The sequence below is a fragment of the Flavobacterium limnophilum genome, from assembly GCF_027111315.2.
GTDB classification, from domain to species: Bacteria; Bacteroidota; Bacteroidia; order Flavobacteriales; family Flavobacteriaceae; genus Flavobacterium; species Flavobacterium limnophilum.
In genome coordinates this window covers 3,623,218-3,638,720 of record NZ_CP114289.2, presented here as the reverse complement: position 1 = coordinate 3,638,720, position 15,503 = coordinate 3,623,218, and the positions used below count along the sequence as shown (strand labels likewise).

General features: G+C 37.2%; 16 protein-coding genes. 14 read left to right on the top strand and 2 right to left on the bottom strand.

Annotated elements, in window-relative coordinates:
• Positions 1 to 106: 106 nt before the first annotated feature.
• The 11 genes from OZP13_RS15115 (at position 107) to OZP13_RS15065 (ending at position 10,134) form a co-directional block, all read left to right on the top strand.
• The gene (locus OZP13_RS15115) at positions 107 to 1,885 is read left to right on the top strand and encodes a tetratricopeptide repeat protein (RefSeq protein ID WP_269240948.1); all 1,779 of its coding nucleotides are present in this window, start codon (positions 107 to 109) and stop codon (positions 1,883 to 1,885) included.
• Positions 1,886 to 2,000: 115 nt separating this feature from the next.
• On the top strand, positions 2,001 to 2,312 hold the full coding sequence (locus OZP13_RS15110; protein WP_269240947.1) for a DUF4286 family protein: 312 nt from the start codon (positions 2,001 to 2,003) through the stop codon (positions 2,310 to 2,312).
• A 102-nt stretch (positions 2,313 to 2,414) separates the two neighbouring features.
• Positions 2,415 to 3,608, top strand: a complete 1,194-nt coding sequence (locus tag OZP13_RS15105; protein ID WP_281297707.1) for an ATP-binding protein — start codon at positions 2,415 to 2,417, stop codon at positions 3,606 to 3,608.
• A gap of 62 nt (positions 3,609 to 3,670) precedes the next feature.
• Positions 3,671 to 4,255, top strand: a complete 585-nt coding sequence (locus OZP13_RS15100; protein WP_281297706.1) for a hypothetical protein — start codon at positions 3,671 to 3,673, stop codon at positions 4,253 to 4,255.
• Positions 4,256 to 4,306: 51 nt separating this feature from the next.
• A complete protein-coding gene (gene rsmA / locus OZP13_RS15095; RefSeq protein ID WP_281297705.1) occupies positions 4,307 to 5,086 on the top strand; it encodes a 16S rRNA (adenine(1518)-N(6)/adenine(1519)-N(6))-dimethyltransferase RsmA in 780 nt (259 codons plus the stop codon).
• Positions 5,076 to 6,428 (top strand): magnesium transporter, encoded by a 1,353-nt coding sequence (mgtE, locus tag OZP13_RS15090; RefSeq protein WP_281297704.1) that lies wholly within the window; start codon positions 5,076 to 5,078, stop codon positions 6,426 to 6,428. Before rsmA ends, mgtE begins: the two co-directional genes overlap by 11 nt.
• 150 nt (positions 6,429 to 6,578) lie before the next feature.
• Positions 6,579 to 7,355, top strand: coding sequence for a pyrroline-5-carboxylate reductase (gene proC, locus OZP13_RS15085; protein WP_269240941.1), 777 nt, complete (start codon positions 6,579 to 6,581; stop codon positions 7,353 to 7,355).
• Between the two features lie 361 nt (positions 7,356 to 7,716).
• Positions 7,717 to 8,673, top strand: a complete 957-nt coding sequence (locus tag OZP13_RS15080; protein WP_281297703.1) for a 2-hydroxyacid dehydrogenase — start codon at positions 7,717 to 7,719, stop codon at positions 8,671 to 8,673.
• A gap of 143 nt (positions 8,674 to 8,816) precedes the next feature.
• Positions 8,817 to 9,230 carry a DUF805 domain-containing protein gene (locus OZP13_RS15075; protein WP_269240939.1) on the top strand — a complete coding sequence of 138 codons (414 nt, stop codon included), beginning with the start codon at positions 8,817 to 8,819 and terminating at the stop codon, positions 9,228 to 9,230.
• 81 nt (positions 9,231 to 9,311) lie between these two features.
• The gene (locus tag OZP13_RS15070; RefSeq protein WP_269240938.1) at positions 9,312 to 9,695 is read left to right on the top strand and encodes a DUF4234 domain-containing protein; all 384 of its coding nucleotides are present in this window, start codon (positions 9,312 to 9,314) and stop codon (positions 9,693 to 9,695) included.
• Positions 9,670 to 10,134: a DUF2752 domain-containing protein gene (locus tag OZP13_RS15065; protein ID WP_281297702.1), complete on the top strand. Its 465-nt coding sequence runs from the start codon at positions 9,670 to 9,672 to the stop codon at positions 10,132 to 10,134. Before OZP13_RS15070 ends, OZP13_RS15065 begins: the two co-directional genes overlap by 26 nt.
• A 96-nt stretch (positions 10,135 to 10,230) precedes the next feature.
• Here the strand turns inward: OZP13_RS15065 and OZP13_RS15060 are convergent, their stop codons facing one another.
• A complete protein-coding gene (locus tag OZP13_RS15060; protein ID WP_281297701.1) occupies positions 10,231 to 12,033 on the bottom strand; it encodes a GNAT family N-acyltransferase in 1,803 nt (600 codons plus the stop codon).
• 115 nt (positions 12,034 to 12,148) lie between these two features.
• On the opposite strand from OZP13_RS15060, the gene OZP13_RS15055 reads away from it, so the two are divergent.
• The 3 genes from OZP13_RS15055 to OZP13_RS15045 all read left to right on the top strand — a co-directional run bounded on the left by OZP13_RS15055 (position 12,149) and on the right by OZP13_RS15045 (position 15,060).
• The gene (locus OZP13_RS15055) at positions 12,149 to 12,913 is read left to right on the top strand and encodes an exodeoxyribonuclease III (protein WP_281297700.1); all 765 of its coding nucleotides are present in this window, start codon (positions 12,149 to 12,151) and stop codon (positions 12,911 to 12,913) included.
• A gap of 31 nt (positions 12,914 to 12,944) precedes the next feature.
• On the top strand, positions 12,945 to 13,886 hold the full coding sequence (locus OZP13_RS15050) for an OmpA/MotB family protein (protein WP_281297699.1): 942 nt from the start codon (positions 12,945 to 12,947) through the stop codon (positions 13,884 to 13,886).
• 136 nt (positions 13,887 to 14,022) lie between these two features.
• Complete coding sequence (locus tag OZP13_RS15045) at positions 14,023 to 15,060, top strand: aldo/keto reductase (RefSeq protein WP_281297698.1); 1,038 nt, start codon at positions 14,023 to 14,025, stop codon at positions 15,058 to 15,060.
• Between the two features lie 79 nt (positions 15,061 to 15,139).
• Here the strand turns inward: OZP13_RS15045 and OZP13_RS15040 are convergent, their stop codons facing one another.
• Entirely contained in the window at positions 15,140 to 15,475 is a 336-nt protein-coding gene (locus tag OZP13_RS15040) for an SdpI family protein (RefSeq protein WP_281297697.1), read from the bottom strand.
• Between the last annotated feature and the right edge of the window lie 28 nt (positions 15,476 to 15,503).

The window sequence follows — 15,503 nt, the reverse complement described above, 5'->3', positions numbered from 1 at the left end:
TTGTATTTATTCTTCTTGGAATTATACATTTACTTAATGAATTCCATCTTTGGTAATACTTATATGACCTTAAATGATTTATATGGTTAAATAATGATTTGAATCAATGAAAAAACTCTTTCTACATATCGCCCTGTTTTTTTCATTGGTTTGTTTTTCGCAAAACGAGCAATTGGCGCTGTATTATTACGACAAGGGTGATTTCGAGAAAGCCAAAATCAGTTTCGAAGAATTGTTAAAATCATACCCACAAAATCCCCAATATTTCACTAGAATCGTTGACTGTTACCAGCAATTACAGCAATTTGACGTTGCCGAAAAAGCCATTCAAACTCGATTGAACACCTACAAACAAGGTAGCCTTTTAGTTGAATTGGGGTATAATTTTCAGTTGCAAAAGAACGAGGCTTCCGCCAAAAAATACTACGACGAGGCAATAGAAAGAATCAAGAAAAATCCAAACGAAGTGTATAGTATTGCCAACTCTTTCGAAAGGAAAGTATTATTGGCCTATGCTTTAAAATCCTATCAAACGGCATTAACCTTAAATCCAACGTTTCCTTTTAAATCCCAAATGGCAGAGCTTTACGGACAACTCGGCAACACCGAAATGATGATTTCCACTTTTCTGGACGAAGCTTATGCCAATCCCCAGAATTCGATACAAATCCAAAATAAATTGGCTCGTTTTATGGCCGAAGAAGGCGATGAAAACTTCAACGAAACCTTGCGAAAAGCATTAATTACAAGGGCTCAGAAAAACCAAGATATTTTTTGGAACGAATATTTGAGTTGGTATTATGTCCAACAGAAAGAATTTGGAAAAGCCTTTATCCAGGAAAAAGCAGTGTACAAACGCAATCCTGATTCGCTTTCCAGTATTGTCAATTTAGGTCAATTGGCTATTGAAGAAGACGATCCCGAAGCTGCCAAAGAGATTCTGGGATTTGTTTTGGAAAACACCAAGGATTTGGAGTTGCTGATTCAGGCACATTCGTATTTGCTTGAAATGAAAATCGACAAGGCGCAAGAAAAAGATTTCGCCGCCATTGATTCCGAATTGAAGAGTTTGCTCAAGGAATATGAAATAAGTCCAATTACCTTATCTTTGCAACTGATTCAGGCGCATTTTGTGGCTTTTAATCTGAAAAAACCCGAGGAAGGAAAAGCCATTGTCAAAAAATCACTTGCCTTGGAATTAAATGTTTATGAAGAGGCCGAAGTCAAAATGGAATTGGCCGATATTTTGCTTTTTGAAGAAAAATTCAATCAGGCGTTGATTTATTATTCACAAATTGAAGAAAATCTGAAAAACGATGCCGTGGCGCACGAAGCGAGTTTGAAAGCGGCCAAAACCAGTTATTTTCAAGGAGATTTTGCCTGGGCATCCAAACAATTCAAAGAATTAAAATCGGCGAGCACGCAATTGATTGCCAATGATGCTTTGGAATATTTCCTTTTAATCAGTGACAACACGGTTGCCGATTCGACTCAAACGGCTTTGAAACAATTTGCCAAAGGTGATTATCTCTTGTATCAAAACAGGAATCAGGAAGCGACGGCGCAGTTTCAGGCAATTTTGAAAAGCTTCAAAGGACAGGAAATTGAAGCGGTAACTTTGTTGAGGTTAGGAAAAATTTACGAAAAACAAGGCGAATATAATTTGGCTTTAAGCCAATACCAGAATATTATCGACCATCACGCCGATGGAATTTACATAGACGAAGCCTTATTTTTTTCGGCAGAAATTGAGAATAAAAAATTACAACAACCCGAAAAGGCAAAATTACTGTACGAGAAAATAATTTTCAATCATCAAGACAGTATTTACTTTGTAGATGCTCGAAAAGAATACCGTCAATTGCGAGGTGATAAGAATCTTTAAAATAGCAATTGCAATAATCAATATCTATTACAAAAATTAAAAATAGAATGTAGAGAATAGCTAATTCTTTTAAAGTCTTAATACTTAATTCTCCAATCTTAATACTTTTTAAACAATGATCATTTACAATGTTACCACAAACATACACGAAAGCGTTCACGACAAATGGATGATTTGGATGCAACACAAACACATTCCAGAAATGTTGGCCACAGGAAAATTTGTTTCTGCAAAAATGGCTAGAGTTTTAATCGAAGAAGAAATGGGTGGCGTTACTTATTCTGTTCAATATGTAACCGATAGCAAGGAAACTTTACTGAGATATTATATAGAAGATGCTCCAGCATTGCGCGAAGAAGGAGAAAAATTATTCGGAGAAAAAATGCTTTCTTTCCGAACGGAATTGGAAGTGATTTCGGAGCATTAAACAAAATTAACCTTGTAAATTTTAATTTTACTTTCAAATTTACAAGGTTAATATGTTGTTTATTGAAATTTTCCTTGTAAATTTGAAAATAATTTTCAAGAAATGATTGATAGAATTCTCAATAGCGTTGTTCCTAAATTACTCGAATTTTTTCCTTCTGTGGGCTTAATTGGGTCTAGACAAGTAGGGAAAACTACGTTCGTCAAAAACTTGCAACCTTTGATAAACAAACCAATACTGTATTTGGATTTGGAGGACACGGACGATTTCGAACTATTAAATACCAATGCACAATGGTTTTTATCTCAAAACACGGATAAACTAATTGTTATAGACGAAGTGCAAAGAGATTTAAAATTGTTCCCTTTATTGCGTTCGTTGATGGACAAACAAGATAAACCGGGGCAATTTATTTTATTGGGTTCTGCATCACCAGAATTATTGTCTCAAAGTTCAGAAACATTGGCAGGAAGAATTGTTTATAAAGAATTGACTCCCATACGATTTGATGAGGCAACCCAAATAAAATTAGAAACACTTTGGTTTAGAGGTGGTTATCCAAAGGCATTACTGGCTCCAAATGATTTTTTTTGGCAAGAATGGCAACAGGCTTACATTAAAACCTATATCGAAACCGACTTGAGAATGCTTGGACTATCGGCATCACCTGTTTTAATTGGTAAATTATTACGAATGATAGCTTCGATTCAAGGCTCGGTAATCAATTATTCAATGCTCGGTAATGCGTTGGGAATCTCTAGTAATTCGGTAAAAAAATACATTGATTTTCTGGAACATTCGTTCATAATCCGAAGATTGGAACCTTACTTTGTGAACATTGGAAAACGAATGGTCAAGAGTCCTAAAATCTATATTCGAGATAGCGGCATTTTGCATTCGTTGTTGCAAATAAACAGTTACGATGCTCTTATTTCGAACGTTATTGCTGGAAATTCTTGGGAAGGATTTGTGGTAGAACAAATTATTTCGAGTCTCAACAATCAATGTGTTCCTTTTTTTTATAGAACGCAAAGCGGTTCCGAAATAGATTTGTGTATCGTAAAAGGCAATGAAATTGTGGCTACCTTTGAGATAAAATTATCCAATAATCCAAAAATTAGTCGAGGTAATACCGAATCTATCACGGATCTGAAAACTAAAAATAATTTTATAGTTACTTTTGCAGGCGGAGATTATGCCCTTAACGAGAATTGGCGCGTTTGCGATTTGAATTCGATAGAAAAACACTTGATTGAACTAGGATTGAAAGACCCCAATTTTAATCCGTTGGGGTAGAGACGAATTTATGTTGTAGCAACTAAAAAGTGTTTCGTTGTTGGTAATTTAAACTGTAAAGTATGAAAAGAGCATTTGTAATTATAAATTTTTTGTTTGTAAATTTTATTTTTTGCCAATCTTTTTATGACAAATTTCCAATTGTAAAAGAAATTGAAAATAATAAAAAATATCTTTTTATAAAGAAATTTACAGACGGTGCTGACAAACAATCTGTTTTTGTTTTATATCAAGATATAAATGATAAATGGGTTGCTAAACTATATACTCATACTTTTGATGTTGAAAATAATGAATCAAAATATCTTTCTAAAGTAGAAAATCTAATCCATAAAGATTTTGGGGAATTATGGTCAAATATTATGATGACTAATGTAGAATATTTGCCAAAATTTGATAAAATAGAATATAAGTTAGGAGTAAAAAAAATCATTAATGATGGTGGGAATTATGATGTTATGCAAATTGTTGAAATGGTAGATCACGATACCTGTTACACTATTAATTATAAAGATGGAGCAAAAAGCAATGATATTAAATATTGTGATTTTCGTACAAATTTAAAAAACAATCCAGATGTTGATGAATTGATATCAGTTCAAAAACTGATAAAATTACTAGAAGAAGAATTTAAAATCGATTTATAAAATTAAAAAAACACTTTGCGTCTTCGCGCCTTCGCGGTTAAAAAAAACAATATGGAAAAAGTAAAAGCCAAAAAGCACCTCGGACAGCATTTCTTGAAAGACGAAAGCGTAGCGAAAGCCATCGCCGACACCTTGAATCTCGAAGGATACGAAGATGTGTTGGAAATCGGGCCGGGAATGGGCGTTTTGACCAAGTATTTGTTGGAAAAACCAATCAATACCTACGTTATCGAAATCGACACCGAATCGGTGGATTATTTGGATGCCAATTATCCCAAGTTACACGGAAAAATAATCTCCAAAGATTTCTTAAAATACGATGTCAACGAAGTTTTTGGCGGAAAGCAATTTGCCATAATCGGGAATTTTCCATACAATATTTCAACGCAAATTGTTTTTCGAACTTTAGAATTACGTAACCAAATTCCGGAATTCGCTGGAATGTTCCAGAAAGAAGTCGCCGAACGCATTTGCGAGAAAAAAGGAAGTAAAACCTACGGGATTCTTTCGGTTTTGGCACAAGCCTTTTACGATGCCGAATATTTATTCACGGTCGACGAGCACGTTTTTATTCCGCCGCCAAAGGTGAAATCGGGTGTTTTGCGTTTGCGTAGAAAAGAAGATTACAGCTTGCCTTGCGGCGAAAAGTTGTTTTTTACTGTCGTGAAAACCGCTTTCCAGCAACGCAGAAAAACCTTGAGGAATAGTTTAAAAACACTAAATTTGTCCGATAATTTGAGGGAAGACGAAGTTTTTAACCTTCGACCAGAGCAACTTAGCGTGGAACAATTTATCGAACTGACCCAAAAAATAGAAGCCGATGGAGTTTAAAATCAGCAAAGAACTAATTCACGAATTAGAGCAACTTATTCAGAGTAAAGACGACCAGCAATTGGGAGTTTTGCTGAATGACTTGCACCACGCTGATATTGCCGAAGTGCTGGACGAACTAGATTTTGACGAGGCCACATATATTTTCAAGGTGTTGGATTCTGAAAAAACTGCCGAAATCCTTCTCGAATTAGAAGACGATTTGCGGGAGAAAATATTGAGCCGACTTTCGCCAAAAGAAATTGCGGAAGAGCTCGACGAACTCGAAACCAATGACGCTGCCGATATTATTGCCGAACTTTCGCAAAGCAAAAAGCAGGAAGTAATTTCGGAACTTCAAGACGTGGAACACGCCAAGGACATTGTTGATTTGTTGCGTTATGACGAAGATACAGCGGGTGGAATTATGCACAAAGAGTTGGTAAAAGTCAACGAAAACTGGAATGTTTTTACGTGTATCAAACAAATGCGAATCCAGGCCGAAAACATCTCCAGGGTCCATTCTATTTATGTGGTGGACGACGAAGACCGACTTTTGGGGCGTTTGTCGCTCAAAGATTTATTGACAACATCCTCCAAAAAACCCATTAGCGAAGTATATATCAAAAAATTAAACTCCGTAATGGTCGATACGGAAGATGTTGAGGTGGCTCGCATCATGCAAAAATACGATTTGGAAGCCATTCCCGTCACGGATGAAATGGGGCGATTGGTAGGCCGAATCACCATCGACGACATTGTGGACGTAATCAAGGACGAAGCCACCGAGGATTACCAGTTGGCTGCCGGTATCTCGCAAGACGTTGAGGCCGATGACAGCATTTTGGAATTGACAAAAGCGCGTTTGCCTTGGCTGGTGTTGGCACTTTTGGGAGGTTTTGTGTCCGTAAAAGTCCTCGGGTTATTTGGAGGAGCAATGGATCATCATGGGAATTTATTCTTTTTCACGCCGCTAATTGCCGCAATGGCAGGAAATGTGGGCGTGCAATCTTCGGCAATTATTGTGCAAGGTTTGGCCAACGACACCCTGAGCGGTTCCTTGTTCAACCGATTGATAAAAGAAGTTTCCTTGAGTTTGTTGAATGGAATAATTCTGGCGACCATACTATTTTTGGGAAGCCATTTCCTCTTGAACGTAGAATTTATAATCGGATTTATTGTAACTATTGCATTGGTTTCCGTAATTATTATCGCATCGCTTATAGGAACGTTTGTACCCATATTATTGGATAAATTCGGAATTGACCCCGCACTTGCCACAGGCCCATTTATTACGACCAGCAATGACATTTGCGGAATTCTAATATATTTCTCAATAGCCAGATTGATTTTAGATTTTTAAAATAAATGCCGCGAAGGCACAAAGTCACAAAGAAAAAATAATTTCAAAGGATTTTAAGAGCGCTTTCTTGTAAATTTGTGGCTTATAAAACACCTTTTAATTAAAAATTTGTGCCTTAGCGTCTTTGTGGCAGAAAAACACATATAAAAAATGAAAGTACACATCATAGGAGGAGGAAATCTTGGCGTTTCCGTAGCATTGGGAATAGCCCGGTTTTCGAAGGACAATCAAGTAACCATTACCAGAAGAAACACGGCAAGCATTCTCTATTTGCAAGAATTGGGCGTAACCGTTTCCACGGACAACAAACACGGTATTCAAGAAGCTGATGTTGTTATTCTGACCATCAAACCGTATCAAGTCGATACCGTTTTGGCGGAAATTCTTCCGGTTATTTCCAATAAAGTAATTGCCTCGGCAGTAAGCGGATTGTCGATTGAAAACTTGCAAAAAAAGATAGGTGACTCCAATTCAGCCATCCGAATTATGCCCAATATTGCATCACAATTTGGTGCTTCGGCAACTTGTATTGCGTTTAACGAAAAACATAAAGAAGAAGCCAAAAACGTGGTTTCTCTTTTCCAAGATTTAGGAACAGCTCCTATTATCGACGAAAAATTGATGGATGCAGCCACTGTTTTGGCAGCTAGCGGAACAGCTTTCGCCTTGCGTTACATTCGTGCTTCAATGCAAGCCGGAATCGAAATCGGATTCGACTGGAAAACTGCTTTAGAAATTTCAGCCCAAACCGTGAAAGGTGCTGCCGAAATGATTTTGGAAGAAAATATCCATCCAGAACAATTAATCGATAGAGTTACAACGCCACAAGGCTGCACGATAGCCGGTTTGAGCGAAATGGAAACCCACGGATTCAGTTCCTCATTGGTTCGCGGAATCAAAGCAGCTTTGAAGAAAATCAAGGGATAATTTTTTGGGCATTCCCACGCTTCCACTATCGTTCCAGCGTGGTCGGGCTGTACGTTCCCGCTTTTTTTATTTTCAATTGCCACGGGTTTAAACCCGTGGCAATTGAAAATAAAAAAGAGCTCCACTGCCATCCCTAATGCAAATGAGCAACTTGTATGAATTGGTATTAAACAGTGCTCATTGCGTTATATTTCATTTGTCACGCTGGAAGCGTCTCAACGCACGAGAGCAACATAATTGGGATGCTTCCAGCGTGACAAATAGCAAGAATAAAGTAGTACTATAAATATTCAGAAACACCAAATCTGACTCGAGCGATAGCGAACAGGCGAAGCAAATCTTCATTCAAAAATCTATAATTTTGAACACAACCATAAAAATCCTCCACATCGACAGCAATCATCCCCTACTTTGGGAACAATTGCAACAAGCGGGATTTACCAACCACGAAGATTTCACTTCTTCCAAAGCAGAAATCGAAACCAAAATCCACGATTATCAAGGCATCGTCATTCGCAGCCGATTCAAAATTGATAAAACATTTCTGGATAAAGCCACCAATTTGCAATTCATAGCAAGAGTTGGAGCCGGATTGGAAAGCATCGATTGTGAATATGCCTTGTCAAAAAACATCGCTCTTATTGCAGCACCCGAGGGAAACCGAAATGCCGTTGCCGAACATAGTTTGGGAATGATTTTGTCGCTTTTCAATAATTTGAATCAAGCCGACAACGAAATAAAATCAGGACATTGGAACCGGGAAAAAAACCGTGGTCACGAACTTGACGGAAAAACCGTGGGCATCATTGGTTACGGAAACATGGGAAAATCTTTTGCCAAAAAATTGCGAGGTTTTGAAGCAGAAGTCTTGTGTTATGACATTCTGGAAAACGTGGGCGATGAAAATGCACGACAAGTTTCGCTCGAAGAATTACAACAAAAAACCGATGTTTTAAGCCTTCATATTCCCTGGACTCCCGAAACCGACAAAATGGTTGATGCCGATTTTATCAAGGCTTTTGCCAAACCATTCTGGATTATAAACACTTCCCGTGGAAAAAACATTGTCACCACCGATTTGGTTGAAGCAATGAAGACACGGAAAGTACTCGGTGCCGGATTGGACGTTTTGGAGTATGAAAAATTGTCTTTCGAAACCCTTTTTCAAGACAAAGAAACACCCGAAGCTTTTCAATATTTGTTGAATGCAAAAAACGTGATTCTCACGCCACACATCGCCGGCTGGACTTTTGAAAGCCACGAACGATTGGCTCAAGTGATTGTAGATAAAATCAAGAGATTGTATTTTGAAAAATAATGATTTAAATAAAAATTTTATGGATTAATAACACTACTTTTCTGTAAAACCATTATATTAGCCAGCGCAATGGAGTTCAGAAACCAATAAACGAGGCGAAACCGAAAAGCCACAAGAGTAGGAATCAGCTAATATTTTTAATTATGATTGAATCGTACAAAAAAGTAGTTTTCGAAAATTACGCAAATTTTTCTGGAAGAGCTAGAAGAAGTGAGTATTGGAATTATTTTCTTGCAACCATAATAATTTCGATAATTTTGAGAATTATTGATTACAGTTTTGATTTGAATTTTGGCTTTAGTTTTGGTTTGAATTTTGGAAATGAAAAAGCAGGAATTCTACGTTCAATATATTCATTATTGGTCTTTTTACCAGGATTAGCAGTTGGAATTAGAAGAATGCACGATGTAGGTAAAAGCGGTTGGTATATATTGATTCCTTTTTACAATTTAATCTTATTATGTACAGATAGTGATGATGGAACAAATGAATATGGAGCAGATCCTAATGATATTTTTTTTGATGAAATAGATGAAATTGGCACATCTGAAGCATAATTAAAATTCGAAATACATTAATAAAGCTTTCAATAATTTTTATAATTTTACAAAACTAATTAATCAACAATCAATCAATCAATGGAAAACACAATCACAGAACATTGGAACAAACCAAACAACCCCATCCCCGTATTTAAAGTCGATCCTATTATAGTATTAATCCTCGGATTCATAACCTGCGGATTGTATCATATCTATTGGAACATAAAAGTATCCGAAGTCTTGAATGCCGTGGCAGAACGAGAAGTTATTTCTTCTCCAGTTGCTATTTTTGCAGGATGTTGCTTTCCTATAAATATTTATTTCTTTTATTTGGCGGGTAAAGACGGATTGCCACAAGTGTATAAACGCATTGGCTATCCTCAGAAAGATGATTCAACTTTGTTGATAGTTTTAGGCTTTTTCTTTCCAATGGCGGCAGCAATGATTGTTCAAAATGACATCAATAAATTATACAATTAATATAAAGTCAAAACGTAAAATCTACGGAATCATCGGCGCACTTATCACGCTGATGGTTCCTTTTTTTTTAATTTTTTTCAATCAGCATTCTCATCTTGAAACGGCTCAATCCTTGTGTCCTTTGAAGATGCTTACAGGTTTTCCTTGTCCGGGTTGCGGAATAACGAAATCGTTGGTTTATTTCTACGATGGAGATTTACAAAAAAGCCTGTATTATCACGTTTTGGGGCCATTTGTAATTCTGTTTTGTCTTGCTACAATTGGAGTTCTTTCCACAGAATTAATAACAAAGAAGGAATATTTCAATGGCTTGCTTTTCAACAAAAAACTGGCGTATGGTTTGGCAATCTTTCTGGCAACGTATCACTTCGTCAGAATCATTTATTTCATCAATAATAATTCCATTGACGACATTTTGCGTCAGTCGATTTGGAGGTAAATACCTCTTTGTGTCATTTCGACGAAGGAGAAATCACATAACGAGAGCAACTAATGAGATTTCTCCTTCGTCGAAATGGACAAATAGTAGAGGGAATTACTCTTCCTTCTCTGCCAATTTTCTTTCCAATTCCGCTTGAAATTCTTCCATTACCGGTTTTACGGTGCTGTCAGGAATGTCGGAAATTCGGATGTACATCAATCCGTCAATGGCATTGTTAAAAAGAGGGTCAACGTTAAAAGCCACCACGCGGGCATTTTGTTTGATGTATTTTTTGATCAAGACAGGAAGTCTCAATGTACCCGGTTCCAATTCGTCAATGAGTTTGTCAAATTTGTTTAAATCGGCTTCGGCTTCATCAAAAATAAAATCCTTGTCGGCATCTTTTAGCTTTACGCGGAATGCTTTTTTGGGATGGATATATTGAGCGATATAAGGATCGTAAAAGTTTGATTTCATGAATTCAATCATCAATGATTTCGAAAAATCAGAAAATTGATTGCTGATGCTCACGCCGCCCAACAAGAATTTATGCTCGGGATGATGCAAGGTGATATGGATAATTCCTTTCCAAAGCAGGAAAAGAGGCATCGGCTTTTGTTGGTATTCCTTGACAATGAAAGCGCGTCCCATTTCGATGGAATGGTGAAGCATATCATGTAATTCGGGTTCAAATCGGAAAAGATCATTCAGATAAAATCCTTCGACACCATATTTTGGATAAATTTCCGAGCCTAGTCCCATTCGATAGGCACCGGCAATTTTTTGAGCCTCGGCATCCCACAAAAAAAGATGGCGGTAATATTTGTCGTAGGAGTCTATATCGGTCGATTCGTTTGTTCCTTCGCCCACTTCCCTAAAGGTAATTTCCCTCAAACGGCCTATTTCGTGAAGCACGTTTGGTATTTCCTTGGCTTCGGCAAAAAACACTTCATAGTTTTTGCTTTGCAACAGTCGGCGGTCATTTTCCCGCAAAGTATCAACATCTTTGATGATTTTTTCCAGACTTGTGGCAGTCACGATTTCTTTTGGATTCTTTGGCAATTTTAATGTGGGTGTAGGCAAAAAAGGCGTTTCCTTTTCGAAAGGATTAGCCAGCATATAGGTTTTTCGTCTTAAAAATTCCGAATAATCTTCAATGGAAGCATATTCGTTTTGTTCCGCAACCGAAATAGGTTTACCGATACGCACTTTGATCACGCGATTTTTTTGCGTCAACAGTTCCGAAGGCAATTTGGCGGTTCGCAAGGTGTCGCTAATTTTCGAAAGAAAATAAAACAACCAGCTGTTTTTGGCGTGAAAATAAATGGGAACAACCGGAACTTGCGCTTTTCTGATTACTTTTATGGCGCCTTCTTCCCATGCTTTGTCCACAACCAATTTCCCGTCTTTATAAGTCGAAACTTCTCCGGCCGGAAACATTCCCAGTGGTTTTCCGTCCCTCAAATGGCGCAAGGTTTCCTTGATTCCAATCACGCTCGACTTGGCGTCTTTGTGATTTTCGAAAGGATTTACCGGCATAATATAAGGTTTCATCGGGTCGATGCGATGCAAGAGGAAATTGGCAATAATTTTGAAATTGGGCTCTTTTTCCAGCATCAATTTCAATAACAAAATGCCGTCAATTCCTCCAAGTGGATGGTTTGAAATGGTTATGTAAGCACCATCTTTGGGCAAACGTTTGAAGTCTTCTTCGGGAATTTCAAATTTAATCTGGAATTCATCCAATATGGCATTCAAAAACACCACTTTACTCAAGTGTTTATTTCTGTCGTATATTTTGTTTAATGTCGAAATTTTCAATACTTTCATCAACAACCAACCTGAAAAAGTACCCAAAAATCCATACTTGTCCGTGTTTATTGCTTTTGCAACTTCTTTAGCGGTTACTAAACCCATATCTAGTTTATGATTTTTTTAGCAGGAAACAAAGATAGCAAAAAACTCCATTTTCTTTCTTTTTGCCCCTCAATCTTTGAAGTTTTTATTACATTTGAAACACAAAAAAAATACAATGAAGATTATTTCTTATAACGTCAACGGTATCAGGTCCGCCATCTCAAAAGGGTTTATCGAATGGTTGCAACAAGCCAACCCAGACGTGATTTGCCTACAGGAAATCAAGGCAACTCCAGAACAAATTCCGCTTTTAGATTTTGAACTCGCCGGTTATCCTTATCATTACTGGTTTCCAGCCACCAAAAAAGGCTACAGCGGCGTAGCCATTTTGTCGAAAATAAAACCCAACAACGTGGTTTTTGGAACCGGAATTGAGCACATGGATTTCGAGGGGAGAAACATCCGCGTTGACTTTGACGAACTGTCGGTGATGAGTTTGTATTTGCCTTCGGGAACCAATATCGAAAGATTGTCACACAAGTTCATGTTTATGGACGATTTTCAAAATTATATAAACGAACTTAAAAAGGAAGTTCCAAACTTGGTGATTTGTGGCGATTATAACATTTGTCACGAAGCAATTGACATTCACGACCCAATTAGAAACAAGAAGGTTTCGGGATTTTTGCCCGAAGAAAGAGCTTGGTTGGACGGTTTTATGAAAACTGGATTCATTGATAGTTTTCGACATTTAAACAAAGAACCCAATAATTACACTTGGTGGACGATGCGATTTCCTTCGGCAAGATTGCAAAACAAGGGTTGGCGCATCGATTATTGTTTAGTGAGTGAACCTTTAAAACAAAAAATCAAAAGAGCCGTTATATTACCCGAAGCCAAACATTCAGACCATTGTCCGAGCTTGGTGGAGATAGAATAAATAGTCCCAAATAATATTAAATTTAAAAAAAATGATAAAAAGAATTTCACTTGGATTGCTGATTGTTGCACTTTCCACTTCTTGCGTTTCCAAGAAAATATACAATGATTTAGAAAGCAAATATGCCGATTTAAAGAAAGAAAATAGAAGTATTTCAGACGAAAATGCCGACTTGTTGAAAACCAAAAGTCAACTCGAATTAGAACGCGATGGTTTGAACAAAGAATTGGCAAAAGTAAAATCAGAACGCGAGAAATTGCAGGCCGATTATGCTGCTTTGAACAAAAAAATGGATGTTTTGAAAGATTCCTATTCTGCTTTGGAAAAAAACAGCAGTGAATCCTTGAAAGCCAATATGGCCAAAAACCGGGAATTATTGGAACAATTGGGGGCTAAGGAAAAAGCGTTGGCTTTGGAACAAGAAAAATTAAACAAAAACGCACAACGTTTGCAAGAGTTGGAAGATTTGATTGCCGCCAAGGAAGCGAGTATGCGAAAACTAAAAGAAACCCTTTCGAAAGCCTTGAACGGTTTTGAAGGCAAAGGTTTGACCGTTGAACAAAAAAACGGAAAAGTGTATGTTTCCATGGAGAACAAATTGTTGTTTAGTTCCGGGAGTTGGGCTGTAGGTTCGGAAGGGAAAAAAGCCGTTGTCGAAGTGGGAAAAGTATTAGGCGACAATCTTGATATTGCCGTTTTGATTGAAGGCCACACCGACGACGTTCCTTATGCAGGTTCAGGCCCAATTGCTGACAACTGGGATTTATCAACTAAAAGAGCCACGGCCATTGTTGCCATTTTAAGCGAAAACAAAGCAGTCAACAAGCAGAATTTAACCGCTGCGGGAAGAGGCGAATTTTCGCCATTGGCAAGCAATGCAACAGCTGAAGGAAAATCAAAAAACCGTAGAATCGAAATTATCTTGACTCCAAGATTGGATGAAATTGCTGAAATGTTGAAAGACATAAATTAAAATTTTACAGCTTTGGCAAAGTTCAAAACTTTGCCAAAGCTTACTTATAAACACCAAAAATTACAAGGTTCAAGGATTTTCTTTGAACCTTTTTCTTTTGAAATACCTTTGTATCTTTGGACATAAAAATCTTTAAATGAAATACACTACCTTACCCAATACCGACATAAAAATCAGCAAAACTTGTCTTGGCACAATGACTTTTGGCGAACAAAACTCCGAAGCCGAAGGGCACGCCCAAATGGATTATGCATTCGAAAAAGGAATTAATTTTTTTGACACTGCCGAAATGTATTCCGTTCCGGGTCGCAAGGAAACTTATGGAAGCACTGAGAAAATCCTTGGAACTTGGTTCAAAAAATCAGGAAAAAGAGAAGAAATAGTTTTGGCTTCGAAAATTGCTGGGCCTAATCCAGGTTTGGCTTACATTCGAGAAAATATGGATTTTTCTCCCGAAAGTATCGCTTTGTCCATAGACAAAAGTTTGACTCGCCTGCAAACTGATTATATCGATTTGTATCAATTGCATTGGCCAGAACGCAAAACCAACTTTTTTGGGCAACGCGGTTACAAAGTGCAAAATGATGCTTGGGAAGATAATATTCGAAATGTACTCGAAACTTTGGAAGGTTTCATCAAACAAGGAAAAATCAATCATATTGGACTTTCGAACGAAACACCTTGGGGAATTATGCGATTTTTGGAGGAAAGCAAATATCAAAATCTACCGAGAATCAAAACCGTGCAAAACCCCTATTCTTTATTGAACAGAACTTTCGAAGTAGGTTCTGCCGAAGTTTGTATGAGAGAAAATGTGGGATTGCTGGCTTATTCGCCAATGGGTTTTGGAGTTTTGTCGGGTAAATTCTTGACCGGTGAAAGTCATCCGAATTCCAGAATCAAATTGTTTCCGCAATTTGCCAGATACAATAGCGCACAATCTGCTGAAGCTACAAAATTGTATCAGGAAGTGGCTCAGAAAAACGGTTTGACCTTGACGGAAATGGCTTTGGCATTCGTAAACCAACAAGCTTTTGTGACCAGCACGATTATTGGAGCGACGACCATGGAACAATTAAAGGAAAACATCGCCGCAATTGACGTGGTTTTATCCGATGAAATTATTGCCGAAATCAATGCTGTTCAGGCTGTAATTCCTGATCCTGCGCCTTAATTTAACCGCAAAGGACACAAAGAAGAAACAAAGTCCACGAAGAAACTAGTTTTCTTTGTGGACTTTTTTATTGTAATCATTAGTCAAATCTATCTTTGATTGCTTTTTCTGTTTTTTGTCTAATAAAAAAGACGAAAAATAGAATAACAACAAATGAAACAATAAAGCCTGCAGTATCTGAAAAAGATAATAATGATCCAATGAAAGCAATTACGACTAAACAGATTGAGGAAATTAATGTCATTTTTGCAGAATATTTTTGTGCAAAATCCCAGTGTTCTTGTGATTTTAAAGAATTTTTTGTTCGATATCCTTTTTGATTTCTACTTTTAGGAGGAAAAAAATATTCAACAAACCCTACAAATATAAAAACAATGCCGAATGTTAAAAGCATTAAAGAAAAAGTATAATTCATAAAATGAAAATTTATTAAATTTCAAAAT

Coding starts and splice junctions, on each gene's coding strand:
- OZP13_RS15115 (WP_269240948.1), top strand. CDS start 107: ATGAAAAAACTCTTTCTACATATCGCCCTGTTTTTTTCATTGGTTTGT.
- OZP13_RS15110 (WP_269240947.1), top strand. CDS start 2,001: ATGATCATTTACAATGTTACCACAAACATACACGAAAGCGTTCACGAC.
- OZP13_RS15105 (WP_281297707.1), top strand. CDS start 2,415: ATGATTGATAGAATTCTCAATAGCGTTGTTCCTAAATTACTCGAATTT.
- OZP13_RS15100 (WP_281297706.1), top strand. CDS start 3,671: ATGAAAAGAGCATTTGTAATTATAAATTTTTTGTTTGTAAATTTTATT.
- rsmA (WP_281297705.1), top strand. CDS start 4,307: ATGGAAAAAGTAAAAGCCAAAAAGCACCTCGGACAGCATTTCTTGAAA.
- mgtE (WP_281297704.1), top strand. CDS start 5,076: ATGGAGTTTAAAATCAGCAAAGAACTAATTCACGAATTAGAGCAACTT.
- proC (WP_269240941.1), top strand. CDS start 6,579: ATGAAAGTACACATCATAGGAGGAGGAAATCTTGGCGTTTCCGTAGCA.
- OZP13_RS15075 (WP_269240939.1), top strand. CDS start 8,817: ATGATTGAATCGTACAAAAAAGTAGTTTTCGAAAATTACGCAAATTTT.
- OZP13_RS15070 (WP_269240938.1), top strand. CDS start 9,312: ATGGAAAACACAATCACAGAACATTGGAACAAACCAAACAACCCCATC.
- OZP13_RS15065 (WP_281297702.1), top strand. CDS start 9,670: ATGACATCAATAAATTATACAATTAATATAAAGTCAAAACGTAAAATC.
- OZP13_RS15060 (WP_281297701.1), bottom strand. CDS start 12,033: ATGGGTTTAGTAACCGCTAAAGAAGTTGCAAAAGCAATAAACACGGAC.
- OZP13_RS15055 (WP_281297700.1), top strand. CDS start 12,149: ATGAAGATTATTTCTTATAACGTCAACGGTATCAGGTCCGCCATCTCA.
- OZP13_RS15050 (WP_281297699.1), top strand. CDS start 12,945: ATGATAAAAAGAATTTCACTTGGATTGCTGATTGTTGCACTTTCCACT.
- OZP13_RS15045 (WP_281297698.1), top strand. CDS start 14,023: ATGAAATACACTACCTTACCCAATACCGACATAAAAATCAGCAAAACT.
- OZP13_RS15040 (WP_281297697.1), bottom strand. CDS start 15,475: ATGAATTATACTTTTTCTTTAATGCTTTTAACATTCGGCATTGTTTTT.